Here is a 25,573-nt window from a genome sequence, read left to right on the forward strand (position 1 = left end):
CATATGGAAGTCAAAAACCTGTGAACCTTTGTATCTGTGAACCTTTGAACCTCAATTTGGTACAAATTGAACTAAATGTTGTAATTTTGCAAAAAATATTGAAGATGGTCAAGATTGGCAACATAGAATTACCTGAATTTCCTTTACTACTCGCTCCTATGGAAGATGTGAGTGATCCACCGTTCCGTAGATTGTGTAAAGCACATGGAGCAGATTTAATGTATTCGGAATTTATTTCTTCGGAAGGATTAATTCGTGACGCAATTAAAAGCAGAATGAAGTTGGATATTTTTGATTACGAACGTCCTGTTGGAATTCAGATTTTTGGTGGAGATGAAGAAGCGATGGCAATGTCATCAAAAATTGTTACTACCGTAAATCCTGATTTAATCGATATCAACTTTGGTTGTCCTGTAAAAAAAGTAGTTTGTAAAGGTGCTGGTGCAGGAGTTCTAAAAGACGTTGATTTAATGGTACGTTTAACCAAAGTGGTTATTGATAGTACTAATTTACCTGTTACTGTAAAAACCCGCTTAGGTTGGGATGATAACTCGATAAACATCGATGAAGTAGCAGAACGTCTACAGGATATTGGCGTACAAGCGTTAACGATTCATGCAAGAACCCGTGCTCAAATGTACAAAGGCCATTCAGACTGGTCACATATTGCCCGTGTAAAAAACAACCCGAGAATTACGATGCCTATCTTCGGAAATGGAGATATCGATAGTCCAGAAAAAGCATTGAAATTTAAAAATGAATACGGTATCGACGGTATTATGATTGGTCGTGCTGCAATTGGATATCCTTGGATTTTTAACGAAATAAAGCACTTTTTCGAAACGGGTGAGCATTTACCCGCACCAACTGTTGGTGATCGCGTAGAAGCCGCAAGAAACCATCTTACGTGGTCGATGGAATGGAAAGGAGAACGCTTAGGAATTGTAGAAATGCGTCGTCATTATACCAATTACTTTAAAGGAATACACTCTTTTAAAGAATACAAACAAAAACTAGTTACAATTGATGATCCTCAAGAACTGTTTAATGTAATGAACGAAATCCAGGATGTATATGCTGGATATGAATTTGTTTAAACTATAGATTAATCTTTGACAAAGATGTTTTCTTTTCAATATAGTATAAAAAAAGACCGTCAATAGACGGTCTTTTTTATGCTGTATGATTATTGTTTATTTTACTGACTCTAAAATTTTAGTTGCAATTTCATTTTGTCCATTCTCACTAATAAGGTACTCTCTATCATTGTTATTCGATAAAAATCCCATTTCTAATACTAAGGCTGGGCAATTGGTATTTTTCAAAATATAAAAAGGTGCTTCTCCTATTCTTCTTTTTAAAAGGTTTTCTCCTGAAATCTCATTAACTATCTTCTCTGCAGTTTCTTTCGATTTTTTATAAAAAATTTTCTTTGATGCAATATAGGCTTCAACTCCATTTGTATCGGCATTTTTTGAAGCATTAACATGTAATGAAATTACCAAATCAGGATTATGATTATTTATTATTGAAACTCTTTCGCTCAATTCCATAAAATGATCTCCATCACGAAGTAGCACAATTTCTAGATTACTATCTTTATTAAATTCTTTGATTTTCTTAGCAATCGCTTCAGAAATGTTTTTTTCCTGAAAACCGTGCATGTTTACTCCAAAATCATGACCACCGTGACCAGCGTCAATTACAATTACTTTTTTCTCTTCAAATGGCTTAAATGCAAAAAGACAAAATAATACTATTGCACTAAGAATTCCAGAAATTTTGATGTTGGTTTTCATACTAATTTAGTTTTGATTTGATTAGTCTATTCCAACGAGAATATTTAAGAAATATTGTACAAATTATATTTTACACTTGAATACGTTTCCATTTTCCTTTTTTGTACAATACTATGCTTGCCAAAGTGATAGCCGTTTCTGCAACTGGAATAGCAATAAATACACCTGTTGGTCCCATTTTAAAATGCTTCGCTAATACATATGCTAATGGAATCTGTAACAACCAGAATCCAACAAAATTAACCAATGTAGGCGTCCAGGTATCTCCAGCCCCATTAAAGGTATTTATTAATACCATTCCGATTCCGTAGAAAATATATCCAGAACTCATAATCTGTAAAGCTTCAACAGCTATATTTTGTATTAGAATATCATAGGTGAAAAATGAAACTATATATTTTGCAAAAAAGAATGTTATAAGCATTATTGTTGCCATAAAAATAACATTGTATTTTGCAGTCGTTAAAACAGATTTCTCGGCACGTTCAATTTGTTCGGCACCTAAATTTTGACCAACCAAAGTTGCTGCGGCATTACTTAATCCCCATGCTGGGAGAATAAAAAACATCATGATACGCAATGCGGTTTGATACCCTGCAGAACCGTGGTCTCCTCCTGTTGTAGCAACTAATTGTGCAAGAAAAATCCAACTACATGATGCAATAACAAATTGTAATACTCCTGGTGCAGCAATTTTTACCAAAGCTTTAATTTGCTTAAAGTCAGGAATAAAATAAGATGAAATAATCTTTAAAACGCCTTTTCCGTTAAATAAGTGGTACAATTGATACAACACACCAATACTTCTTCCTGAAGTTGTTGCTATTGCTGCACCTACCAACCCAAAAGCTGGGATTGGGCCAAATCCATTAATCAAAATAGGACACAAAATGATATTACAAATATTAGCAATCCAAAGGCTTTTCATAGCTATAGCAGCATTTCCTGCCCCACGGAAAATACCGTTGATAAGAAACAAAAGCATCACACATAAACTTCCGCCTATCATAATTTGAGTAAATCTATAACCGTATTCGGCAGCTTCTACAGAAGCCCCCATAAGTAACAAGATCTCTTTGGCATAAATAAAACCAAAAACACTAATTACACTATTGATTGCAAAAGCAATAATAATGGCTTGCATTCCTGCTTTTGCGGCGGCAACTGGGTCTTTCTCCCCTATACGGCGAGCAACAACAGCTGTTGCGGCCATACTTATACCGATTGCTATAGAGTAAACAATGGTAATAACCGACTCTGTTAGTCCAACTGCCTGAATAGCAAAACTGCTATGCTCCAAATGGCCAACAAAATATAAATCGACTAATGCAAAAACCGATTCCATAAGCATCTCCAATACCATTGGAATAGCTAGAAGGATAACTGCTTTTTTTATACTACCTGAAGTATAATCAAAAGATTCATCTCCTTTGATTGCTTGTTTTATTGTTGAAAAAATTCGTGAGAATACACTTTTCTGTATTGTTGTTTCTGTCATGATAATTAAGGATAAATGATAAAATTGTCCAAAACCATATGCTGGCTGGACTTTAAAAAATTGAAGACATCCTAATTATTCGAAAATAAAAATAGGACTAGGCAGAAACTATCATAGCGTAGTGTTTTTTTGAGATGATAAATATAAGTATTATTCTTTTTTATTTTAAAGTTTTCAGAGAAAAGCTGTATTAACTGAATACTAAGCCTTTATAAAAATCACCAAAGAAGTCAGGAAACGATTTGGTAATAGTCCTTATTGCTTTGCTCTTAAGTATGTTTCCGTTAGCTCATGGCAAATATACAAAACTTAACAAATACGACGCATCAAATTTAAGAATCGATATGTTGTATATATTTTTTAACTTCTATATTTATAAACATTTAGCATTTTACTTTACTCAAAAAATATAAATAGGAGGTTGTACAGACAAAAAAATGTTTTGCATCTATTCCAATGATAATGTCTTTCGAGAATTTGTGGGGGCTGAGCATTTGCATAACTCAAAATTATCAAAATAAAAAATAGATACCTTCTGTAAAAGATTTTCTGATGACTTCATTATTGTCATCATGAGTTAGTTTGACTTCATCTGAAGAGCTAAAAATAACCAGAAAAAACACAGATAATAAAATACTTATGACGCATTTTTTCATTGTTTATAAATTAAAAAAACTGTTTTTTTTATGAAGAAGCAGCTTTTTAATATTATTTAACTTTTATTAATTCTACTCTACGGTTTTTAGCTTTATTATCTTCCGAATCGTTTGCTACTAAAGGTTTTTCAGAACCAAAACCTTTTGCAGTCAATCGAGATTTATCAATTCCGTTTGCTATTAGATTATTCATTACAGAATTCGCACGATCGTTTGACAGCTTTTTGTTGCGTGCTACATCACCACTGTTATCGGTATGACCTTCAATAGCAATTTGTAAGCTTTTGTCTTTTTGTAGTGCTTTTGAAATTTGTGTTACCACTTCCTTTCCTTGAGCGGTTAAGTCTGATTTATCTAAATCGAAATTAATATACAAAATCGACTTTCCTTTTTTGCTTAAATCCTTAGCAATATCATCAGCTGTTACTTTAGTGATGGTTTGTTTAAAAGCAGCTTGCTGTAAAATGTTTAATCTTCCACTTGCATTATCAGAAGTGTACTGTATAAAAACAGTTCCATTATCTTTCGTTCTTAATACCCAAAACTTCATATTTTGATCCCAATACCCAATATCACCTTCTCCTCCTTTATTAGGATCTTGTTTATGATAACGGTCATATTCTTCTTTAGTTATTTCACCCTCAAAAACCTTAACCGCTCCTACGGAAGTTAAATAATCTTCCATACTTTTTTCAAAGTAACGTTGAGAATATTCTTCGCCTTTTTCATTAGTAACGAATATTTTATACAGTTTACCTTCAAAAGGAGTCATTACACCATTGATTGGAAAAAAACAAACATCAAATTTTCTTTCAAAAGGTTTATTCATTGATTTTAAACCTTTGGGAAGTGTAAAAAAAGGAAAACTACCAATATCAGCAGTAGAAAAAGGGATATCTTCTATATTAAAATCGGTAGAGGCTTTTGTTTTTTCTGTTTTCACATCGTTTAATTCAACGATAGTTTCTGTTGCCTGTTGAGTACTTTCTTGCTGTTTGTTTGACTGATTACAAGATGCAACCAATGCTGATAATCCAAGGATAATGGCTGTTTTCTTCATTTTTTATTTTTTTTGATAGGCTAAAGATAAACATTTTACTTGTTAAAAAAAGTACTTAATTTATTGCTTTACGCCATCAAAATTAAATTCAACATCTGCCGCTGCTTGTTTATTTGTCGTAATAGAAATATTTTTATTCGCTCCGTAAAAATGAAAAAACTTCTACACTTGCCTGTTAACATGGCAATATCTTGTGTGTTTTCAATATCCAAAAGTAATCTTTTAGTAATTTTACTTTTGACAAACCTCGCTTTTTACTGCTTTTACCTCATTATCAAAAAATCAAAAAAATAATTGTAAAGCTTTTATTTACGACTGTTTTACCTGCTTTTATTCTTTGATGTATTTTTCCTGAAAATTTATAAAAAAAAATCTAATCTAGCAATTTTACACTAACGCGTGTACTTGCTATTAATGAAGCTATAAATCCAAGTGAAAAAATAGTTCCTAAAACAATAAATACGTTTTCAAGAGTAAAAACAACTGGGAAAGCTAGTGTTGAAGTAATCATTATAAGCTCATACTGCTGTTGTAACAAAACTAAAATAACACCCAGCACAAGACCTATTAAACCTCCAAAGACACTAAGTAAAGTTCCTTGTAACAAGAATATTTTTCGTAAATCTTTAATTTCTGTTCCAAGATTAAATAGCGTTTTCAAGTTGCTTTTTTTATCCAAAATCATCATAATTAATGCTCCAATCAAATTAAAAAGGGCTACAATAATTACCAGTGTAAATATTAAATAAACTGCAATGTTTTCGGTATTAAGCATTTTATACAAAGACGCATTAAGTTGTGCTCTGTTTTTTGTGGTAACTTTATTATTGAAAATTGCTTGTAATTGTGAATCAATTTTTGATTCGTCTGTATTTGGTTTTAACTTAAACTCGATTCCTGAAATCTGATTGGGTTTATACTCCAATAGCTCCTGAACCAAACCTATATCAGCAAAAACATATTTAGAATCCAAATCTTCGCTTATCGAATATATGCCTACTGGCAATACATCTGTTTTACTAAATGCTTCTTCTGGGTTTTCTATAGTTCCTTTTCCTGGTTTTGGTGCAAATACCTGCAATGGATTCTCAAAATCTAATATTCCCATTGAAAAGTTCTTCGAAATCCCATAACCAACAACAACCTGATACGTATCCGGTTTTAACCATTGACCATTAAAGAGTTTTTTTCTAATATCATTTACAATAGGATAATTACGATCAACTCCTTTTAAATAAGTTACCTGTTGTTTTCCATTAAAAATAAACAAAACCCGTTCTTCGATTATTTTAGTATACGAAGCAATCCCATCGATTTTTTTAATTTGACTATCCTGATCTGGAGTAACCATAAATGATTTTCCATAAGTGCTTTCAATTTTTAAATCCGGATCTATTTCATTTGTGAAAGAAAGACTGAATACTTTTAATCCGCTAAAAACGGATAAAACCACAAACAAAGCCATTGTACCAACAATTATTCCAAGGCTGGCAATACGATTTATGATATTGATAGCATTGTTTTTACTCTTGCTAAAAATATACCTTTTGGCTATGTAAAGGGGAAAGTTCAAGCTATGATTTTCTTCTTTTTTCTAAAAGATCACGATTCTCTATAGGGTTATCTCTATTTGCTAAAGCATTATCTATTTTCTCAATATAGTCTAATGAGTCATCTATAAAAAACACTAAATTGGGTACTTTACGTAATTGCAAACGTACTCGTTGTGATAAATCATGTTTAATCAAAGTCGAATTTGACTTAATTGCTTCCAATGTTTCTTTGGCTTTCTCCTGAGGAAAAATACTTAAATATACTGTTGCCACAGATAAATCTGTAGTTACGCTAACTTTGGATACTGAAATTATCAAATTATTAATTCCATTTTTTCTCACTTCACCTTGCAAAATATCAACCAAATCCTTTTGGATGACACCGCCTATTTTTTTCTGTCTATTTGTTTCCATAATGCAAAAATACTATTTTAAATTTCAATCGATACATTTTCAAATGAACAATACGGTCATTTTTATATTCTTATTTCCTTTAGCACAAATTTCGGTACTCTTTTTTAATAAAAACCCAAAATTGAGATAATTATTCCCTCATTTCTTCTTTTTGTAAAGGTGACAAAAATCATGTTTTTTATCAGAAATATTCTACATCTTTAATAAAGAAATAACAACACAATTTATTATGAAAAAGAGAGAACCAATCAGTCACATAATGACTAAAACAGTAGTAACTGCAAATGAAAATGATGGATTAAGAGAAGTCGTTGAAAAACTTAGAAAAAACACTATTAGACACATTCCTATCGTTCGAGGTAAAGAAGTCATTGGTATTATAAGCCGAACAGATATAAACCGATTAACTTTTGGTGCTTTATTTGAAGGGCAGGAAGGAGCTGATGAAGCCATCCTGGATATGCTTTCGATTTCTCAAGTAATGACAGCAAAACCCATGACAGTATCATCGGATACAATTATAAGAGATTTAGCTGAAATTTTTGTAAAAGAAGAATTTCACGCCTTACCTGTAGTTGACAATGGTGAACTCAAGGGTATCGTTACAACAACCGATGTTGTGAGATATTTTTTAGAACAATACGATTAAATCAAATACAAGCATAAAAAAACGGGACATAAGTCCCGTTTTATATTACATATTATACAACCAGCTCTGCGGATTATTATACGTTGTGTTTTGAAGTATTAGGAACTTAATAGTCGTTTTTCCTGTTTCTCCACTAGTTCTAATTTTACCAATATTTTGTTTAATGCTTACTTTATCTCCTTTACTCACAGATACCGAACTTAAGTTTTGGTATACTGTAAAATAATCACCATGCTGAATCATTACTGCTTTGTTTATTGGCGATAGTACCATTACACTAGATACAACTCCTTCAAAAACAGCTCTTGCATTAGAACCCGACTCAGTTGTGATTTCGACACCACTATTATGAATTACCAATGTATTATAAATAGGATGTGGTTGATCTCCATAACCCAATGATACAAATCCTTTTTCTACAGGCCAAGGTAATTTCCCTCGATTGGCTTTAAAATCAGCCGCAAGTATTTTTGCTTCAGCTGTTAATGCAATTTTTGTGTCTGATACTACAGCAACCGATTTTGTTCCTGTTGCTTTTTCTTTTTCAGCAGCAGCTTTACGGTTAGCCGCAGCAATAGCTTCACGAATTAAACGATCAATTTGTCTGTCGATTCTTTTCGATTCTTGCTGTTTACTTTTCGTGTCAGCAATAATTTTGTTCTTATCTTTTTTAAGCGAATTCACCAGCTTTTGCTGTTCTTTCTTTTCTTGCTCTAAAGTTATTTTTTCTTTTTCGTTTTCAGCAATAATCTTTTTCTTGACCTGTCTTTGCCCATCAAGTTTTGCATTATAATCTGCTAATTGAAGTGATTTTGATTTAATTTCTTCTCCTTGATTTTTTCTGAAATTTGTATATTGTTTCATATACTGTGCACGCTTATAAGCTTGCAGAAAGTTTTCTGAAGACAATAAAAACATTGCTCTACTCTGCTCTGAACGGCTTTTATATGACTTAAGAATCATCTTGGCATAATCTTCTTTTAATACCTCTAACTCTTTCTTAAGTTTATTAATTTTTGTTTGATTAATATACATATCATTACTCAAAAGCTTGGTTTGCTTTTCGGTAGTATTGATTAGCTTTTCTTTAAGTTTAATTTTATTAGACTGAACGATAAAAACATTCACTGCAGATTTTTCTTTCTTCTTTACTGATTGTAACATTTTCTCGTTGTCTCTAATTTCTTGTTGAATCTGAGCTTTACGTTGTTCCAGTTTTTCTTGTTGCGAATCTTGTGCCCACATCAATGAAGTGGTGCAAATAAAAATTAGGCTTAGGAGAAATTTTGGCATCTTTAAAATATATTTTTGCAAACTTACTTAATTATAATTTTTTTATATCCATTTGGAACACTATAAGGAAAAGAAAGTTCCTCATTAAAAGTAATCGTATTGTAATTTAAATTGATTTCTGTCTTCCCTTTTGGCTGGATTGCTTCTATAGCAATAGATCTAGGAAGCGTCCCTTGATCAAAAGTTTTATTATCTCCATATGCAATTTGCATCATGATATTCTTTGACGTTTGCGAAATTTGTTCTTTCTCTAACAAAAACGTATCGGCTTCAAAGAAAAATGATTTTTTGATATCTGTCTCCTTCGCTTCATCTAATCGATATACTCTATCAACCAACGTTTCAATATATTTACCTTTCTTCAAGTCATCGATTGCAGCACCTAATAAAAGGTTTTGAACTTTATTAAAATCTAAATCTGTTCCTAACCATTTACTTAAACTACTAAAGTCTCCTTCATAATAAGAGCTTCCTATTTTTTCATAATAGCTCACTGAATTTGGCGTAATTAAAGCTTTAGCCATTGTAATACCCAGAAAACGAATACTTACCAAAATCTGTTCGTCTTTCTTAATTTTTATCTCGGCTGTAACATTCTGACTTTGTTTATCATCTGAATATTTGGCACTGGCTTTAATATATAAAGTCGAAAACTGTAATTTATTATTGTAATGTCCGTCAATAATTTTATTCGCAGAAATAAGATTTACCTCTTCTTTATTGTTATTCCCTTGCACTGCACCTGATTTCGATTTACACGAAACGATAAAAACGAGTAACAAGATCATTAAATATTTCTTCATCAGAATTTACTTTTTTTGTCTTAATAATTGATTTGCCTTCGCAAAATACGCTTCTTTTTTCTTCATATCCCCTAAACCATTATAAGCTTCTCCTAACTGAATGTTAAAATTTGCTTCTAAAGTTAGATCATCTACAACATAATCAAGTCCCATTTCTAAAACGTCTTTTGCCTTTTTAAATTGTTGCTGTTGATTATTAGCCAAACCTGAATAAAAATAAAATTGTGGTTGCGTTGGGAATGTCTCTATCATTACCACCGAACGTTTAGCCATTGGTTCGTATTGTTTGGTCTCGGTATATGCTTGAAGCAAAAGTAAATTAGTTTCGATATCTACCTGCGAAGCTGAATTTACCGACAACTCATAATATTTTACCGCCTGAGCAAATTGATTCTTACTGTGATAAAACTTTCCAATTTCTTTTGCAACATCTACATTTGCATCATCCTTAAAATAAACAATTGCCTTATCCAAATCTGGTGCAAATTGCGGATTCTTACCTACGAAAATCAAAAACTCATTTAAAATTCGATGTTTTATTTTCGAGTCTATTTTAGAATTTGCTAAAACGACATTCATCGCCTGAATTGCTTTTTCTGGTTGGTTTTGATCTAAATAACTTTTAAAAGAACTTACTTGCGCCCACTCTGATGTAGGAATTGCTTTTTCTAATTGTTGCGTAATCTGCAGTACTTTGTCAGCATCATTATTCTTTGCGTACAATGTAATCAAAGCGATATAATTAGACTCTTCTTTTGGATTTTTCTTAATCTGATCAAGAAGGTTTTCTATTTCAACATTTTGATATTTTCCTTGTGACAAAATCTGTGCCTTATATAATTCTCGTTCATCTGATTTTCCAAACTTCTCATTCATTTCATTAATCAACGAAAGTGCTTTGTCAAATTGATTTGTAATCATGTACAACGAAATCAAATCATCTTTATACTCCTCATCAAAAGGAATAATTTTCTGAATGGTTTCTATTGCCAAAGGATAATTCTTTGTTTGATAACAAACATCATAAATACCCAACCAAAACCATTTATTATTTGGATTTAACTGAGTTGCTTTTTCAAACGAACTTTGAGCATTTCTATAATCTTTTAAAGACAGGTAGTTCTTACCCAGTTCAAAATAAACTGTTGCATCATTAGGTTGAAGCTTCTCACACTTTTGCAAAGCAGTAATTGCTTTATCATAATTTTCGATGCCTTTTTGTAATAACGATTCATAAAAAGAGTCCTGAAATTCATTGGTAGCCATAGCAATATCTTCTGGTTCGGTTTGAGCCATTATCGAAGCCTGATTTCCAATCAATGCCATAAATACAATTATTAAAACTCTCTTTTTCATTTTTATTATTGATTTTAAGTAAAAACGAACCCTTTTTGACCTGCTATTTATTCTAAAACCGAATAATCACCAATGCTAATGCTTGTAAACTTACCGTTATAACTAACGTGATTTCCTATCATCGCATTATCTAAATCAGCATTTTTTATTTGAGTATAGGTTTGCACCAAACTATTTTTAATAGTGCTGTCAATTACATGACATCCTTTTCCTAAAGATACATTTGGACCTACAGTTGCATTTTTCAAGACTACATTTTCACCAATATAACATGGCGGAATAATTGTAGCATTTTCCAATTTTACATCATAATCAACTAAATGTTCCCCATCATTGTGTAAAAACCCTAACATTCTAGAGTTCGTTTCAACTGTAACATCTTTATTACCACAATCCATCCATTCGTCTACGCTACCAGTTTTAAAAACTTTTCCGTTAGCCATCATGGCTTTAATACCATCATTGATTTGATATTCTCCACCGTTTTGAATGTTATTATCTAAAACTGTTTGCAGTTCATTTTTAAGAATCTCTATTTCCTTAAAGTAATATATTCCAATAACTGCCAAATCACTTACAAACTCTTTTGGTTTTTCAACCAATTCTGTAATTTCATTATTAGCATTTAACTTAACAACTCCAAATGCTTCTGGCTGTTCCACTTGTTTTACCCAAATTACAGCATCGGCTTCTGGATCTAATTCAAAATCAGCTCTAATTAAAGTATCTGCATAAGCAATTACTGCTGGTCCTGATAAAGATTCTTTGGCACACATAATTGCATGTCCTGTTCCCAATGGCATATCCTGACGATATATAGATGCTTTAGCACCCAAACTTTGTGCTAATTCTTGTAAGCTTAACACAACATCTTCACCAAAAAAAGCTTCGTCTCCTAATATAAATGCGACCTCTTCAATGGGCTCCTTAAGTATTTTTGCTATATCCTCTACCAAACGGTGCACGATTGATTTCCCTGCAACTGGAATTAATGGTTTAGGAATAGTTAAAGTATGTGGTCTTAATCTTGACCCGCGACCCGCCATTGGAACGATTATTTTCATATTCTATAATTTCAAAATTGAATATTCCTAGTTGAATATTCAAACTTATTATTTTACTTATTTTTATTTCTTGATGTTTCCAAACTTTTTACAAATATTGAAATTAGCTCATCATTTTCTTTTATTGCGACGTTTAAATCTAATTCTTCTTTTGAATATAACTCCGCTCTTAAAATGATTTTTAAACAAGAATGAGTCTCTCGAAGTTCTTTTAACACAATAGACATCTTATGAATAAAATCATTTCTAGATTCGGCACTCTGAGCTTCACTATAATTTAATGATGGTGAAGTTCCTGAACGTACAATTTGACCTGACAGATGATTTCCTGCCTTTGTTGCTTTTAAATTATCCGTTATTTTTATAATTTGAACTGCAAAATCAATTAGCCTTTCATGTAAATCAAATTTTTTCACAACTTATAAATTTTAAAGTTGAAATTAAAAAATTTTGAATTTTCAACTTGGAATTTTGAATTTTGAATTCTAAAAACTGCAACAGATAACTACTTCACTCCTGTACTACCAAAACCACCTTCTCCTCTTGAGGTTTCAGAAAGTTCGTTAACTTCAACCCATTCAGCTCTTTCATGCTTGGCAATAATAAGCTGTGCTATTCTTTCTCCATTTTCAATCACAAAAGCTTCATTGGATAAATTTACTAAAATTACTCCTATCTCACCTCTATAATCAGCATCAACAGTTCCAGGTGAGTTTAATACCGTTACTCCTTTTTTTGCTGCCAATCCGCTTCTAGGTCGTACTTGTGCTTCATAACCAATTGGTAATTCAATAAAAAGTCCTGTTTTAACTATTGTTCTTTCTAATGGGTTTAATGTTATTGATTCAGATAAATTAGCACGTAAATCCATTCCTGCCGAAGCTATTGTTTCGTAGTTAGGTAAAGCGTGTTGTGATTTGTTGATAATATTAATCGTCATTTTTATATTTTTAATTCTAATTGTAAATCTTGAAATTATTATTTTTTACTAAGTATTCCCTTTATCGTATCTTTTTCGTTATGATAAACGAAATAAATAAACAAAAGGAGTAAAGGAATCCCTATAAAGTAATTTTCTCTGAATCCATAAAATGAAATAACAGAGAATACAATCGAAATTCCTAAATAGGATCCGATTTTTTTCATATCGTAAGGTATTGGATAATACTTGTTTCCTAAAACATATGAAATAAGCATCATACTTCCGTAAGCAGAAATTGTTGCAATTGCTGATCCGTAGTAACTGTATTTTGGGATCAATAGATAGTTTAAAACTAAAGTCAGTATTGCTCCGATTATCGATATATATGCACCAATTTTTGTTTTATCCGTTAGCTTGTACCATACTGATAAATTATTATAAATTCCTAAAAAGAAATTGGCCAAAATAATCAAGGGAACCACTTTCATAGCTTCCCAATATGATTTATTATCTAGTAGAAGTAATTTTAAAATATCTGCAAAAACAATTACCCCTAACAAAATCAAAGAACCTAGAATCACAAAATACTTTGTAATGACAGCATATGTTTGAGGTGCATTTTCATTTTTGGCATGACTAAAGAAGAATGGCTCAATCCCTAGTCTAAATGCTGTTGCAAATAGCACCATGAACAATCCCAATTTGTAACAGGCTGAATATGCTCCAACCTCTGACTTTGCAATATTTTCTGGTAATAAATACCCCAATAATATTTTATCGAAATGCTCATTAACCGCAAAAGCAAGTCCTGCTACCAAAATTGGTAAACCATACTTCATCATTTTTTTCCATAACACTGGGTCGAATTTTCGTCCAAGCGAAAGGTAATTTGGAGATAATACTATAAAAGTAGCTAAACTTGCAAGCAAGTTTGCAATGAAAATATAAGCGATTTGGAAATTTTCAACATATAAATTATCCCAAACTGAGTTAGGGTGTTCTGCTGCAAGTGTAGGTAAGTACATCAAAAAGAAGATATTCAGAACAAGATTAACTATTACATTCCCAATTTTTATTGCTGCATAAACCATTGGACGCTGATTGGCACGAAGTTTTGAAAAGGGCACTAAAACCAATGCATCTAAAACTAAAATCCAAACGGAATAGGTAACAAACTGTACATCAACTTCAGCTAGAGTTGCTAGTGTATTTCTAAAAATTAATGCTGCAAAAAGAAAAATAATCGATGACCAAAAAATAGAAATTGTAGAAGTAGCAATTACGTTTTTCTTATCTGGTTCAGAATTATAAAACCTAAAAAAGGCTGTTTCCATTCCGTAAGAAAGAACTACGTTAAAGAAAACCATCCACGACAACACAATAGAAACTTCTCCGTATTCGGCAGTTGGCAAAATGCCCGTGTATAGTCGTACTAATAAAAAACTAAGCATTCGAGGCAATACTGTTGCAAGCCCGTAAATAGCTGTCTGTTTAAAAAGATTTTTATATAATCCCAAAATAATTGTAGTGATAAAATTTATAAAACAAAAATAACCAATTCTTTTGTTTAATATCGTTTTTGTTGATTCATTAAGAAAATGTTGTGCTCTTTTATATTAAGTCAACTTATTTTCATCTAGAATTTTTACAAAATGAAACCCCTTTGGCCCATATCCTTGATTATAATAAAAACGATGTGCTGCAAAATTAGCCGTAAAAGCATCTAAAACAATATTAGAACACCCTAAATCAAGTGCTTTTTTCTCAACATAATCTGTCAATAATTTTCCGATCCCTTTTGAACGATGATCAGGATGCACAACAAAATTATCAATCTCAAGATATTTTCCCGACCACAATTTCGTAGAAGACCAGCAACCCGTAATTCCTAAACAAACATCATTTTCAAAAACAGCAATTTGAGTGTAATTATGAGGGACCATTTCCGAAAGGTATTGTTCGTATTTATCCAAACCTAAATTAGGATACAAATACTGCATGGTATCAATTTGAGCAACCATTTCGGCAATTGTAGTAAGTTCTTTAATTATAAATTGCATAGTACTATAAAAATAGAAGCCAAAATTAATCAAAAAAAACGATTAATGTTTAGGAGTACTGTAATCAAAACTCAATTGGAGCTGATTGCCGATAAGCTATTGTTTTATAATACCGACATAGATGATCGTAAATACATTTATACTTATTTCTTTTAAATGTAATTGAGAAGTATTTCTGGTAAAAAAGAATTAATAAATGTTAACTTCTTTTTATCATTCTAACTCTAATCTCAGATTGAACTCATAAATAACTTATTGTTGTATTTTTTTAATTTATTATGATGGTTTAATCATTAAATATGAACTAGATTTCGTTTTTATAAATAGGGATTTTCTCAAAAGTTGTTTAAACTTATATAATGTCTATTGGTTCATCATTTTTTAATTAATACTAACTATGAATTTTATCAAACAAATAGAACGGATTAAAAAAATACATAATGCAAACGAATAAAGACTTAATTCTCAGAAACATTAAAAAATTTTCTGACTTTTTAATGGCATTGACAAAGCAAAAACCATCAGAAATAGAAAACATTGTTGACTATATAAATGAATTCAACTTAAAAACTTTTAATCATTCTACACAATCCCTTTTAGAAAAAGAATCTTCTGAAATATTAGAAATAATTGGAAGCACAAATTTGGATAACATTAAAGATTTTACCAATTTATTGTTTTTTAGATTTTCACTTGAAAAAGATGTATCAAAACGATTACAACAATCTAAAAAAATACTTGAATTATATCAGGTATATGAAAAGATGTCTTTAACATATTCATTTGAAATTCAATCAAAAATTAATATATTAAAGAAAGAATCTAATTGATTATTTTTGAAGAAGTCTTGCAATATTCTAAAAAATGACAAAAGATTAAATAAATATTCTTACATCAAAAAAAATCTAATCATGTAAAATAAGTTCGTGAAATATATATAACATCTAACAAAAAATTATGAAAAAGAAATTATCGCTATCAACTCTTTTATTTGGAACAAAGGAAAAAAATCTAATAAAAGCAATCTATGTATGCATAATAGTTACCTATTTCATCTATTTTATAGGAACATTATGTGGAAAAGCATATTACAATTATACGCACTAGATTTTAAAGCTCTTTAATCTTAAAAGAAATCTACTAAATTATTAAAATTTTATTTATGAAATCATCAAAATTATTAAAGCGAATCCGAATTGTAATCTTACTATCCTCATTTCTTTATTTATTAGGATATGCTATAGGTTCATTTATAAAATAAATTAATTTTTAATGAACTTATCAAAAAACTTTTATCTTGTTTTAAGTCTGTTATTCTCAATAAGCTTCTTTTATTCATTATTTGATACAAGAGACACTCGTGAATTATTCTTTTGGGATGTTGATCTATGGGTTTATAGAGGTTGCCGATTGTTAATTGCACTTGTATTTATCAAATTGTATTTTGATAAATACAAGAATGAAAAAAATCAAATTATTTAAAACCTTAATGTTACATCAAATGAAAAAAATTAGAATCGTACTTTATGTAATTACTATACTCTATGGATTATCAATTGTATTTTTACATATAGATTTTGTATACAAAAAGCCTATCCTTTACTTTCTGATAGTTACTTTAATAATTTTTGATTTAATTATTCCGAATCTTAGAAAAAAATCTAATCGTACAAGATAATTGGTAGAACCTATAAGATAGGTAGTGCTGAAAATCATGAAATTCAGTTCAGACCCGATAAACACCCTTGAAAATCTTATTGCAAAAAACAAAACAAAGAACATTTCCATTTACCAGGTTCTGGTTTCAGCAATTATTTTTTTCTTGGCATTATTACCAATAATTAAAGTCGACATTAAGCGCCAGAGTCGTGGTATTATTCGTAGTACTACCGATAATGTTCCTGTTGCAACTATGTGTATGTAGCCCACGTTACCTAGTTATCGCTTAAAAACAATGCTATTGCACAAAAGGAGAGTATTTTGATCTAAGGAATAAACAGGGATTGTTATAAAATACTAAAAATGGTAGCTTATCTCTATAGAAATAGTAAATTTAAAACCACTTAAGTATAAAATTTATTCTTGATTTAAATTAACACATGATAAAAATATTAAAGTACTTAATTGTAATACGATTTAGGAAGATATTACCAAAGGATGATTATTTAGCAATCGCTTTATTTTTAGCCTTTTATACAATTGTAATTTACTTTTTAAATCAAGTGTTTCCAAAATACAGTTATTACTTTTTAATAACAACTTTGGAATTAGCATTTTACCACCAAAACAGAAAAGATATTGAGTTATTAAAAGTCAATAAAAACTATCGTCTTTTATTGTTCTTAGAATATCTAATTTATAGCTCCCCATTTATATTCATTTATGTAATAAACCAAAGATGGGACATTCTTATAATTCATTTTGTAATACTATATTTCTTGATTCTAATAAGTAAAATAGGAATCAAAATTATCAGATACCCTTTCAGATTATTTGACCCTTTCTGGCATATTAGTTTTAGAAAAAACAAACTCATTCTTTTTATTCCATTGATTATCTTTTTAAACGTAATGGGAAACCAATACCATAATGACAATCTAAATATAGCAAGCTTATTTATCGTGTCTTTTATTGGTTGTCTTCCTTCCTTAAAAAGAGAAAATATAATTCATATAAAAATGAGCTACTTTGATGCCAAAAAATATCTTTTAAAACAAATTCAAATAGCCTTATACAATACCTTAATAATGAGCATTATTTTAATTTTATGCTTATTGATATTTAAGAAATGGGATTTATTACTATTTGTTCCTCTTATTTTTTTACTTCCAATAATAAGTATCTTATTTAAGTACTCTTTTTTTTCTAATGAATTATTACAACAGCTATTTTTGGCATTATTTATTATAAATATTCAGATAGGCTTGCCTTTTTTAATCTTACCCTATTTGTATTATAAGTCTATAAAAACCATAAACAATTTGAAATATGTTACAGATTAATATCTTGAAGAAAGCATTTGGAAGCAAAACAGTTTTGCAAGATGTTAATCTTTCAATTCCGAGAAATGGCATCTATGGAGTCGTTGGTAAAAACGGAGAAGGGAAAACAACTTTATTTAAAATCATTACATCACTTATAGATTTTAAGGGAACAATATCCTTCCATAATTCCCCTATAAAGCATAACGAAATAGCTTTTTTTCCTACTGAAGTACCTGTTTATGATGAACTCACAGCAACTGAGTTTTCAGATTTTTATAAAGAATTACTAAATATAAAAACAATAAACAAAACCAATCTATTTGATGTTCCTCAGGATAAGCTCATAAAGTCGTTTTCAACTGGAATGAAGAAAAAAGCATATATGAATGCGGTATTCCAAAAAGAATATCAAATTTATATTTTTGATGAACCCTTTAATGGTCTTGATTTAGAGTCTAATTATTTGTTGATGAATTACATTAGAGAATTGTCAAAAGACAGCATTGTTTTTATCTCTTCACATATCCTGGAAATTCTATATAAAGATTGTGATAAAATTTTTCTAGTAAAGAATACTGCTATTAGAGAATTTGAAAAACAACAATTCATAAAAATAGAAGAAGAACTTTTCATAAAATAAGTTTGTTTCTCTAAAGCATCAAAATTATTCACAAAAAAAGAGCCAACAATTACTTGTCGGCTCTTTATATATCCTTTTAATTTTTCTTATCCTTTCAAAGCTTCGCGATTTTGAAGATTTGAAAAATTAAAAATTTTTCTTATCCTTTCAAAGCTTCCGCTCCACCAACGATTTCTAAGATTTCGTTTGTAATAGCGGCTTGACGTGCTTTATTGTAAGTTAATTTCAATTGATTTCTCAACTCAGTAGCATTATCAGTTGCTTTGTGCATTGCAGTCATACGAGCACCATGCTCTGAAGCAAATGAATCACGAATACCTTTGTATAATTGTGTTTTTAATGATTTAGGAATCAAAGTTAACACGATTTCTTCTTTTGAAGGTTCAAAGATATAATCTCCTGTTGAAACAGGCACATCTGATTTAATTGGAGCTAATGGTAAAAACTGTTCTACTTGAACAATTTGAGTAGCAGCGTTTTTAAATTGATTGTAAATCAATTCAATTCTATCATACTCTCCTGACAAGAATTTCTCAGTTAAATTATCAGCAATAGCCGCAACATTATCAAAAGTCAAATGGTCAAAAATTGCATTATGATGACCGTGAACTTTATGAGTTTTACCTAAAACGTCGTTTCCTTTTTTACCTATTGGAAAAATATCAACTTGTTTTCCAGCGTAGAATTCAGTACGTGCTTTTGCTTCCTTTATTACATTAGTATTAAATGCTCCACATAAACCTCTGTTTGAAGTTATTGCTACAAGTAATACTTTTTTCACTTCACGTTGTGTAGTAAAATCTCCTCCAACATCACCATCTAGTGTTGCTGAAAGGTTTTGTAATAATTCCGTTAATTTCTCGGCATAAGGACGCATCGCTGTGATTGCATCTTGTGCTTTCTTAAGCTTTGCTGCAGAAACCATTTTCATTGCCGATGTAATCTGCATCGTAGATGAAACGGAAGTAATTCTATTACGGATTTCCTTTAAATTTGCCATTTTTTCTAATTAGAAAATTTGATAATCAGTTAACTAGATAATTAAAAAAACACTTTGATTCTTCTAATTATCTAATTGCCTAATTGTCTTATTAGTTATATTTTGCTGAAATTTCTTTTGCTACTTTTTCGATAACATCTGTAATGTTGTCATCTAACTTACCAGCTTTAAGTGCATTAAGAGTATCTTTATGCTTGCTGTTAAGGTATGCTAAGAAATCTGCTTCAAATTCTTTTACTTTATTTACAGGAACGTTTCTTAATAAGTTTTTAGAACCTGCATAAATAATAGCTACTTGATTTTCAACTGTATAAGGATCATTTAAACCTTGTTTCAAGATTTCAACGTTTCTTTTTCCTTTTTCAATTACGTTTAAAGTAACAGCATCAAGATCAGAACCAAATTTAGCAAAAGCTTCCAATTCACGGAATTGTGCTTGATCTAATTTTAAAGTACCTGATACTTTTTTCATTGATTTAATCTGTGCATTACCTCCAACACGAGATACTGAGATACCTACGTTAATCGCAGGACGAACTCCAGAGTTGAACAAATCTCCATCAAGGAAAATTTGACCATCTGTAATCGAGATTACGTTTGTTGGGATATATGCAGAAACGTCACCAGCTTGAGTTTCGATAATTGGTAAAGCAGTTAATGAACCACCTCCTTTTACGATTGACTTAATAGAATCTGGTAAATCGTTCATGTTTTTAGCAATTCCATTATCTGCAATTACTTTACAAGCACGCTCTAATAATCTACTGTGTAAGTAGAAAACGTCTCCAGGATATGCCTCACGTCCCGGTGGTCTTCTTAACAAAAGAGAAACCTCACGGTAAGCAACAGCTTGTTTAGATAAATCATCATACACAATAAGTGCTGGACGACCTGAATCTCTAAAATACTCTCCAATTGCAGCACCTGCGAAAGGAGCATAAACTTGCATTGGAGCAGGATCAGAAGCATTTGCAGCAACAATAACTGTATAAGCCATTGCACCTTTTTCTTCTAACATTTTAGCAATTCCTGCTACAGTTGAAGCTTTTTGTCCAATTGCAACATATATACAAAATACAGGTTTTCCTGCATCGTAAAATTCTTTTTGGTTTAAGATAGTATCCAAACAAACAGTAGATTTCCCTGTTTGACGGTCACCAATTACAAGCTCACGTTGTCCACGTCCAACTGGAATCATAGCATCAACAGCTTTAATACCTGTTTGTAATGGTTCTGTTACTGGCTGACGGAAGATAACTCCTGGTGCTTTTCTTTCTAAAGGCATTTCGTATAAAGTTCCACCAATTGGTCCTTTTCCATCAATTGGAAAACCAAGGGTATTCACTACACGTCCTACCATTTGCTCACCTACTTTAAGAGAAGCAATACGTTGTGTTCTTTTTGCAGTTGATCCTTCTTTGATTCCTGTTGATGGTCCTAAAAGTACAACACCAACGTTATCTTCTTCAAGATTCAATACAATAGCTTCAAGTCCGTTTTCAAATTCAACTAACTCACCGTATTGTACATTTGATAGCCCATAAATACGAGCAATACCATCTCCAACTTGAAGTACTGTTCCTACTTCTTCTAGCGTAGCACCAGATTCAAAACCTTCTACTTGCTTTCTTAATATTGCTGAAATTTCAGCAGGTTTGATTTCCGCCATAATTATTTTTTTTACCTACTTTTATTTTTTATTTAAAATTAGAATATAAATCACTTAGATTTTTTAAGCCTTCTAAATTGCTGTAATCAATTTTTTCTAAATCATTACTATCAATAGAAGCACCTACATATTCTTTTAACTTACTTAAGAATTTATCTTCTTTACCCTTTTTTACCAAAACTTGAAATCCTTTTTCCTGTGTTGGAATTTTAATTACATAACTGTTTGAAGGTAAATCTTGATAAATACTCATTTTATCTGTTGATTCTACTTCTTTAAAATATTTCCAAGAAGCTGAAGCTAAAGACATTCCAGCTAATGCACCTAAATCAAGAGCAGTATTATCTTTTGGAGCAATAGTTTCAATTTTTACTAAAAGAGCTTTAAATTTTGTTTCTGTATTATCGTCATTAACAATACTAAACATCACATTTTCTTTTGCTTTGTAATTATAGATTCTAAAATTACCTTTTTCATTTTTAGCACTAACCTTTAAACCTTTTCCGTCACCAGTAGCATCTAAATCAATCATTCCACTACTACTTGATTTTGGAGTGATATTTTCAAAATCAATAGAAAGCAAACCTTCTAACTTTACACCTTTATTATCAATTACATATCCTTTTTGATCATAAATGTTACATGAGTTTAATTTTGCTTCATTTGTTTTAGCAATTTTATCATCGCGTCTAGCACTTAAAAGTACTTCTGCTTCACTTAATGTCATATACTTTTGACCGTTTAAATAGGTCTTATCAACTAACTCTTTAATAAAGCTTTTAGTCGAATTTACATCATTAGCTACAAACTTTACAGATGGTACATAAGTAAATGTAGTATTTGATTCAGTTAAAGCAACTACAAATTTTCCACCTCTTTCTACAGCTTTTACAAGAACTCTTCCACTCAAAGATGATATATCAACATTTAAAACAGGTGTTGGAGAATTGTTTTGCTTCATAGAGATGTCATATTTAGCAACAACTTTAGACATAAATTCTTTACGCTCTGCATCATTGTACTTTGGTGTAAAAGCATCCTCTGGAACAAATCCTGAAAAAATTAATTTTTCAGTAGAATGAACTTGGTAATTAAGTGCTGAAAGTTGTTTTTCATCAACTTTACCAGCTTCTTTCAATTTATCAACTTCTGCAGTAATACTTGGACGCTCTTCAGCAAAAAAAGTATCAAGATTCTCTAATCCATTTGCTGTAAATACATTGTATTTTTTAGCAAGAAGTTCAGCGATTGCTTTTTTATAATTTAAAGTAAATGATAATAATTCAAAATTTACTTCTGTTTTTTTAGAACCATCTAAATTGGTTACAACAAGCCAACTTTTAGAATTTTGAGCATCAATTTTATGTGTTTTCAAATTAGCAATAATACCATTTGAATCATTTAATGAAGTATACGTAAACTGTGTACCTGTTTTATCTTTTTCAACTTTTGCAATAGCAGTACCGTCGAAAAATATTTGATTTTTATCTTCTTTGATTTTTTGACCGAAAGAAACAAAAGATGTACAGAAAACAAATAAAATTATAAAATTCTTCATAAATAAAATTTAATTTTGGGCTAACTCTCTTTTTAAAACTTGTAATCTGTTTGCAACAGAAGCATTATATTGCTTATCACCTATTCTTAAAATAAATCCTCCAATAATTGAAGCATCTACATTATTTACGATTGTAATTTTCTTATCTGAGAATGTTGCAATTTTAGCTAAAACTTTAGCTTCTAAAGCTGCATCCATAGGAATTGCTGTAGTAACCGTAGCTACTTCAACTCCATTATTTTCATCAAATAATTTAACATATTCTAGAGCAATTGCTTCTAGAATTTCAAATCTTTTATTTTCAAACAATAAATGGAACAACCCTTTGGTTACACCATTTACAGCTGCGAAAACTTCTAAAAGAGCACTTTCTTTAACTTCAACTTTTATAGTTGGACTTTGAATGAATGTACTCAATTCTTCATTTACTTCAATTGTTGAAGCAATTGATTTCATATCGTTATTGACAGCTTCGGCAACACCTTTAGAGTTTGCTAAGTCTAGAATTGCTTTTGCATAACGAATTGCTGCTCTTGTACTTGCCATAATATTAGTTTAGCTTTACGTCACCTAACATTTTCTCAACTAATTTAGTTTGAGATTCTTTGTTAGATAATTCATCCTTCAATAATTTTTCAGCAATGTTTAATGATAAAGTTGAAACTTGAGATTTCAATTCAGCCATAGCTGCATTCTTTTCATTTTCGATAGCCGCTTTAGCTTGGGCAATTAATTTTTGTCCTTGCTCTTGTGCTTCATTTTTAGATTCAGCTATAATTTGCTCTTTCATTTCGCGAGCTTCTTTTAACATCGCGTCACGTTCAGCACGAGCTTCTTTTAAGATACGCTCGTTATCAGCAGTTAAATTTTGCATTTCTCTTCGAGCTGCTTCTGCAGCTGCTAATGCATTATTTATAGATTCTTCACGGCTTTTTACTGCACCTAATATAGGTTTCCAAGCAAATTTTGCCATAAGAATGAAGAAAACAATAAAGATAGTTGTTGTCCAAAAAATTAAACTTTCTGGTGAAGTTAATTGCATAACATTATATATTTAAAATTTGTTTGTCTTTTTTTAAAAAAACTTCCTGAAGCCAACCGCTACAGGAAGTTTTAGATTTTAATTATGCGTTTGTAATTAACGCAACAACTACTGCAAAAAGTGCAACACCTTCAATAAGTGCAGCAGCAATAATCATAGCAGTCTGGATTTTTCCAGCAGCTTCTGGTTGACGAGCGATAGCGTCCATTGCAGATCCACCAATTTTTCCAATTCCAAGACCTGCACCAATTACAGCTAATCCAGCTCCGATTCCAGCTAATACCATAATAATAAATTTATATAGTTAATAATTAATAAAACTCTGATTAATGATGATCGTGCTCTTCAACAGCCTGACCAATAAATAATGCTGAAAGCAATGTAAATACATACGCTTGCAAAGCAGCAACCAACATCTCTAATACACTCATGAACAATACGAATGCTCCAGCAACTGGTCCGATAGCAATACTTTTGAAAATGAAAATCAAAGAAACTAAACTTAAAATGATGATGTGACCAGCAGTGATGTTTGCGAACAAACGAATCATCAATGCAAATGGTTTAGTAAGCATTCCTATAATCTCTACAGGAATCATAATTGGAGCCAACCACACAGGAACTCCTGGCGTGTTGAAAATGTGTCCCCAATAATTTTTGTTTGCACTTAAAGTTGTAACGATAAAAGTGATAAATGCCATTACAAATGTAAAATAGATATTACCTGTTAAGTTAGAACTAAATGGAAAGAAAGGAATTAATCCAATAAGGTTATTTATCCAGATAAAGAAAAATATAGTTAAAAGATATGGCATGTATTTACCAGATTTTTTTGCTCCAATATTTGGAATTGCAATTTCGTCTCTAACATAAGTAACTAGTGGCTCTAAAAATCCAGCTAATCCTTTAGGTGCATTTGGATTCTTTTTATATGATTTCGCAACAGCGAAGAATAAGAAAAACAAAAGTATTGCTGACATCAACATAGAAAAAACATTCTTTGTGATAGAAAAATCTAAAGGTCTTGCATCAAAAGCAAAAGCTCCATTATCTCTTTCTTCTTGTGTCATTTGCTCAAATTTGTCAGCATAAAAAATTACTTCTTTATAACGAACTACTTTTTGACCATTGATATCTACAACATGTTCTCCTGCATTGTCATGGTGAAATTTTTCAGATGAAAAAATTTCTAATCCGTTATTGGTCCATAAAATAACTGGTAGATTAAGAGAAATAGCATGGCCATTCCAGTCAGCGATATGAAAATCGTGAGCATCTCCAATGTGTGAATTAATTAATTCACTTGCATTAAATTCTTTTTCTATTTCGTGACCTACACTTTCTCCGTGACCGCTTACTTCTACTGTTTCAACAGCATTTTCTTGTTTAACAGAAACACTATCAACAGTAGTTGATGCGTAATTTATTGACGAAGTAAATGCTAATAAAGTAACTAATAAGTACTGAACTGGTTTATTTGAAAATATCATTATTAAATCTTTATCTAATTTTAGGTTCCAAAAATTTTTTGCAAAGGTACATTTTAAATTGAA

At 30.8% G+C, this 25,573-nt stretch carries 26 protein-coding genes; 6 read left to right on the forward strand and 20 right to left on the reverse strand.

Features of this window, described 5'->3' with window-relative positions; genetic code table 11:
• Positions 1-104 precede the first annotated feature (104 nt).
• A complete protein-coding gene (gene dusB, locus LPB87_RS14660) occupies positions 105-1,097 on the forward strand; it encodes a tRNA dihydrouridine synthase DusB (RefSeq protein WP_230728383.1) in 993 nt (330 codons plus the stop codon).
• Between the two features lie 96 nt (positions 1,098-1,193).
• Here dusB and LPB87_RS14665 read toward each other — a convergent pair whose 3' ends face one another.
• The 5 genes from LPB87_RS14665 to rbfA all read right to left on the reverse strand — a co-directional run bounded on the left by LPB87_RS14665 (position 1,194) and on the right by rbfA (position 6,980).
• Positions 1,194-1,799 (reverse strand): N-acetylmuramoyl-L-alanine amidase, encoded by a 606-nt coding sequence (locus LPB87_RS14665; RefSeq protein WP_230728384.1) that lies wholly within the window; start codon positions 1,797-1,799, stop codon positions 1,194-1,196.
• A gap of 70 nt (positions 1,800-1,869) precedes the next feature.
• Positions 1,870-3,297, reverse strand: a complete 1,428-nt coding sequence (locus LPB87_RS14670) for an MATE family efflux transporter (RefSeq protein ID WP_230728385.1) — start codon at positions 3,295-3,297, stop codon at positions 1,870-1,872.
• A gap of 708 nt (positions 3,298-4,005) precedes the next feature.
• Entirely contained in the window at positions 4,006-5,013 is a 1,008-nt protein-coding gene (locus LPB87_RS14675) for an OmpA family protein (RefSeq protein WP_230728386.1), read from the reverse strand.
• Between the two features lie 373 nt (positions 5,014-5,386).
• Positions 5,387-6,586: an FtsX-like permease family protein gene (locus LPB87_RS14680; RefSeq protein ID WP_230728387.1), complete on the reverse strand. Its 1,200-nt coding sequence runs from the start codon at positions 6,584-6,586 to the stop codon at positions 5,387-5,389.
• A 1-nt stretch (position 6,587) separates the two neighbouring features.
• Positions 6,588-6,980, reverse strand: a complete 393-nt coding sequence (rbfA, locus tag LPB87_RS14685) for a 30S ribosome-binding factor RbfA (protein ID WP_129540401.1) — start codon at positions 6,978-6,980, stop codon at positions 6,588-6,590.
• 229 nt (positions 6,981-7,209) lie between these two features.
• On the opposite strand from rbfA, the gene LPB87_RS14690 reads away from it, so the two are divergent.
• Positions 7,210-7,629 (forward strand): CBS domain-containing protein, encoded by a 420-nt coding sequence (locus LPB87_RS14690; RefSeq protein ID WP_230728388.1) that lies wholly within the window; start codon positions 7,210-7,212, stop codon positions 7,627-7,629.
• A gap of 45 nt (positions 7,630-7,674) precedes the next feature.
• Here the strand turns inward: LPB87_RS14690 and LPB87_RS14695 are convergent, their stop codons facing one another.
• From LPB87_RS14695 to LPB87_RS14730, 8 genes are all read right to left on the reverse strand, one after another.
• On the reverse strand, positions 7,675-8,922 hold the full coding sequence (locus tag LPB87_RS14695; protein ID WP_129540399.1) for a peptidoglycan DD-metalloendopeptidase family protein: 1,248 nt from the start codon (positions 8,920-8,922) through the stop codon (positions 7,675-7,677).
• Between the two features lie 23 nt (positions 8,923-8,945).
• Positions 8,946-9,725, reverse strand: a complete 780-nt coding sequence (locus LPB87_RS14700) for a DUF4292 domain-containing protein (RefSeq protein WP_230728389.1) — start codon at positions 9,723-9,725, stop codon at positions 8,946-8,948.
• 6 nt (positions 9,726-9,731) lie between these two features.
• Complete coding sequence (locus LPB87_RS14705) at positions 9,732-11,081, reverse strand: tetratricopeptide repeat protein (RefSeq protein ID WP_230728390.1); 1,350 nt, start codon at positions 11,079-11,081, stop codon at positions 9,732-9,734.
• 47 nt (positions 11,082-11,128) lie between these two features.
• Entirely contained in the window at positions 11,129-12,145 is a 1,017-nt protein-coding gene (locus tag LPB87_RS14710; protein WP_230728391.1) for a sugar phosphate nucleotidyltransferase, read from the reverse strand.
• Positions 12,146-12,198: 53 nt separating this feature from the next.
• The gene (locus LPB87_RS14715; RefSeq protein WP_129540395.1) at positions 12,199-12,561 is read right to left on the reverse strand and encodes a four helix bundle protein; all 363 of its coding nucleotides are present in this window, start codon (positions 12,559-12,561) and stop codon (positions 12,199-12,201) included.
• Positions 12,562-12,650: 89 nt separating this feature from the next.
• Positions 12,651-13,085 (reverse strand): dUTP diphosphatase, encoded by a 435-nt coding sequence (gene dut, locus LPB87_RS14720; protein ID WP_129540394.1) that lies wholly within the window; start codon positions 13,083-13,085, stop codon positions 12,651-12,653.
• A 38-nt stretch (positions 13,086-13,123) separates the two neighbouring features.
• On the reverse strand, positions 13,124-14,584 hold the full coding sequence (locus tag LPB87_RS14725; protein ID WP_230728392.1) for an oligosaccharide flippase family protein: 1,461 nt from the start codon (positions 14,582-14,584) through the stop codon (positions 13,124-13,126).
• A 99-nt stretch (positions 14,585-14,683) separates the two neighbouring features.
• Positions 14,684-15,127 (reverse strand): GNAT family N-acetyltransferase, encoded by a 444-nt coding sequence (locus LPB87_RS14730; RefSeq protein WP_230728393.1) that lies wholly within the window; start codon positions 15,125-15,127, stop codon positions 14,684-14,686.
• 440 nt (positions 15,128-15,567) lie between these two features.
• On the opposite strand from LPB87_RS14730, the gene LPB87_RS14735 reads away from it, so the two are divergent.
• The 4 genes from LPB87_RS14735 (at position 15,568) to LPB87_RS14750 (ending at position 18,751) form a co-directional block, all read left to right on the forward strand.
• Positions 15,568-15,957: a hypothetical protein gene (locus tag LPB87_RS14735; RefSeq protein ID WP_230728394.1), complete on the forward strand. Its 390-nt coding sequence runs from the start codon at positions 15,568-15,570 to the stop codon at positions 15,955-15,957.
• Between the two features lie 884 nt (positions 15,958-16,841).
• Positions 16,842-17,051: a hypothetical protein gene (locus LPB87_RS14740; protein ID WP_230728395.1), complete on the forward strand. Its 210-nt coding sequence runs from the start codon at positions 16,842-16,844 to the stop codon at positions 17,049-17,051.
• A 175-nt stretch (positions 17,052-17,226) separates the two neighbouring features.
• Entirely contained in the window at positions 17,227-18,129 is a 903-nt protein-coding gene (locus LPB87_RS14745) for a hypothetical protein (protein WP_230728396.1), read from the forward strand.
• Positions 18,116-18,751, forward strand: coding sequence for an ATP-binding cassette domain-containing protein (locus tag LPB87_RS14750; RefSeq protein ID WP_230728397.1), 636 nt, complete (start codon positions 18,116-18,118; stop codon positions 18,749-18,751). Before LPB87_RS14745 ends, LPB87_RS14750 begins: the two co-directional genes overlap by 14 nt.
• A gap of 139 nt (positions 18,752-18,890) precedes the next feature.
• Here the strand turns inward: LPB87_RS14750 and atpG are convergent, their stop codons facing one another.
• The 7 genes from atpG to atpB form a co-directional block, all read right to left on the reverse strand.
• Positions 18,891-19,751, reverse strand: coding sequence for an ATP synthase F1 subunit gamma (gene atpG / locus LPB87_RS14755; RefSeq protein WP_129540383.1), 861 nt, complete (start codon positions 19,749-19,751; stop codon positions 18,891-18,893).
• A 91-nt stretch (positions 19,752-19,842) separates the two neighbouring features.
• Positions 19,843-21,420, reverse strand: a complete 1,578-nt coding sequence (atpA, locus tag LPB87_RS14760) for a F0F1 ATP synthase subunit alpha (RefSeq protein ID WP_230728398.1) — start codon at positions 21,418-21,420, stop codon at positions 19,843-19,845.
• Between the two features lie 28 nt (positions 21,421-21,448).
• Positions 21,449-22,978, reverse strand: a complete 1,530-nt coding sequence (locus LPB87_RS14765) for a hypothetical protein (protein WP_230728399.1) — start codon at positions 22,976-22,978, stop codon at positions 21,449-21,451.
• Between the two features lie 9 nt (positions 22,979-22,987).
• Positions 22,988-23,524, reverse strand: a complete 537-nt coding sequence (gene atpH / locus LPB87_RS14770) for an ATP synthase F1 subunit delta (protein ID WP_230728400.1) — start codon at positions 23,522-23,524, stop codon at positions 22,988-22,990.
• A gap of 4 nt (positions 23,525-23,528) precedes the next feature.
• Entirely contained in the window at positions 23,529-24,020 is a 492-nt protein-coding gene (locus LPB87_RS14775) for a F0F1 ATP synthase subunit B (protein WP_129540379.1), read from the reverse strand.
• Positions 24,021-24,102: 82 nt separating this feature from the next.
• Positions 24,103-24,306, reverse strand: a complete 204-nt coding sequence (atpE, locus tag LPB87_RS14780) for an ATP synthase F0 subunit C (RefSeq protein ID WP_039113322.1) — start codon at positions 24,304-24,306, stop codon at positions 24,103-24,105.
• A 40-nt stretch (positions 24,307-24,346) separates the two neighbouring features.
• A complete protein-coding gene (atpB, locus tag LPB87_RS14785; protein WP_230728401.1) occupies positions 24,347-25,510 on the reverse strand; it encodes a F0F1 ATP synthase subunit A in 1,164 nt (387 codons plus the stop codon).
• Positions 25,511-25,573: the final 63 nt, after the last annotated feature.

Origin of the sequence: Flavobacterium sp. EDS, from assembly GCF_020991525.1 — a bacterium.
Lineage (GTDB): Bacteria > Bacteroidota > Bacteroidia > Flavobacteriales > Flavobacteriaceae > Flavobacterium.

What these genes read in the sequence shown, in the direction of transcription:
- dusB (WP_230728383.1), top strand. Translation starts at nt 105, where the DNA reads ATGGTCAAGATTGGCAACATAGAATTACCTGAATTTCCTTTACTACTC.
- LPB87_RS14665 (WP_230728384.1), bottom strand. Translation starts at nt 1,799, where the DNA reads ATGAAAACCAACATCAAAATTTCTGGAATTCTTAGTGCAATAGTATTA.
- LPB87_RS14670 (WP_230728385.1), bottom strand. Translation starts at nt 3,297, where the DNA reads ATGACAGAAACAACAATACAGAAAAGTGTATTCTCACGAATTTTTTCA.
- LPB87_RS14675 (WP_230728386.1), bottom strand. Translation starts at nt 5,013, where the DNA reads ATGAAGAAAACAGCCATTATCCTTGGATTATCAGCATTGGTTGCATCT.
- rbfA (WP_129540401.1), bottom strand. Translation starts at nt 6,980, where the DNA reads ATGGAAACAAATAGACAGAAAAAAATAGGCGGTGTCATCCAAAAGGAT.
- LPB87_RS14690 (WP_230728388.1), top strand. Translation starts at nt 7,210, where the DNA reads ATGAAAAAGAGAGAACCAATCAGTCACATAATGACTAAAACAGTAGTA.
- LPB87_RS14695 (WP_129540399.1), bottom strand. Translation starts at nt 8,922, where the DNA reads ATGCCAAAATTTCTCCTAAGCCTAATTTTTATTTGCACCACTTCATTG.
- LPB87_RS14700 (WP_230728389.1), bottom strand. Translation starts at nt 9,725, where the DNA reads ATGAAGAAATATTTAATGATCTTGTTACTCGTTTTTATCGTTTCGTGT.
- LPB87_RS14705 (WP_230728390.1), bottom strand. Translation starts at nt 11,081, where the DNA reads ATGAAAAAGAGAGTTTTAATAATTGTATTTATGGCATTGATTGGAAAT.
- LPB87_RS14710 (WP_230728391.1), bottom strand. Translation starts at nt 12,145, where the DNA reads ATGAAAATAATCGTTCCAATGGCGGGTCGCGGGTCAAGATTAAGACCA.
- dut (WP_129540394.1), bottom strand. Translation starts at nt 13,085, where the DNA reads ATGACGATTAATATTATCAACAAATCACAACACGCTTTACCTAACTAC.
- LPB87_RS14730 (WP_230728393.1), bottom strand. Translation starts at nt 15,127, where the DNA reads ATGCAATTTATAATTAAAGAACTTACTACAATTGCCGAAATGGTTGCT.
- LPB87_RS14735 (WP_230728394.1), top strand. Translation starts at nt 15,568, where the DNA reads ATGCAAACGAATAAAGACTTAATTCTCAGAAACATTAAAAAATTTTCT.
- LPB87_RS14740 (WP_230728395.1), top strand. Translation starts at nt 16,842, where the DNA reads ATGAAATTCAGTTCAGACCCGATAAACACCCTTGAAAATCTTATTGCA.
- LPB87_RS14745 (WP_230728396.1), top strand. Translation starts at nt 17,227, where the DNA reads ATGATAAAAATATTAAAGTACTTAATTGTAATACGATTTAGGAAGATA.
- LPB87_RS14750 (WP_230728397.1), top strand. Translation starts at nt 18,116, where the DNA reads ATGTTACAGATTAATATCTTGAAGAAAGCATTTGGAAGCAAAACAGTT.
- atpG (WP_129540383.1), bottom strand. Translation starts at nt 19,751, where the DNA reads ATGGCAAATTTAAAGGAAATCCGTAATAGAATTACTTCCGTTTCATCT.
- atpA (WP_230728398.1), bottom strand. Translation starts at nt 21,420, where the DNA reads ATGGCGGAAATCAAACCTGCTGAAATTTCAGCAATATTAAGAAAGCAA.
- LPB87_RS14765 (WP_230728399.1), bottom strand. Translation starts at nt 22,978, where the DNA reads ATGAAGAATTTTATAATTTTATTTGTTTTCTGTACATCTTTTGTTTCT.
- atpH (WP_230728400.1), bottom strand. Translation starts at nt 23,524, where the DNA reads ATGGCAAGTACAAGAGCAGCAATTCGTTATGCAAAAGCAATTCTAGAC.
- LPB87_RS14775 (WP_129540379.1), bottom strand. Translation starts at nt 24,020, where the DNA reads ATGCAATTAACTTCACCAGAAAGTTTAATTTTTTGGACAACAACTATC.
- atpE (WP_039113322.1), bottom strand. Translation starts at nt 24,306, where the DNA reads ATGGTATTAGCTGGAATCGGAGCTGGATTAGCTGTAATTGGTGCAGGT.
- atpB (WP_230728401.1), bottom strand. Translation starts at nt 25,510, where the DNA reads ATGATATTTTCAAATAAACCAGTTCAGTACTTATTAGTTACTTTATTA.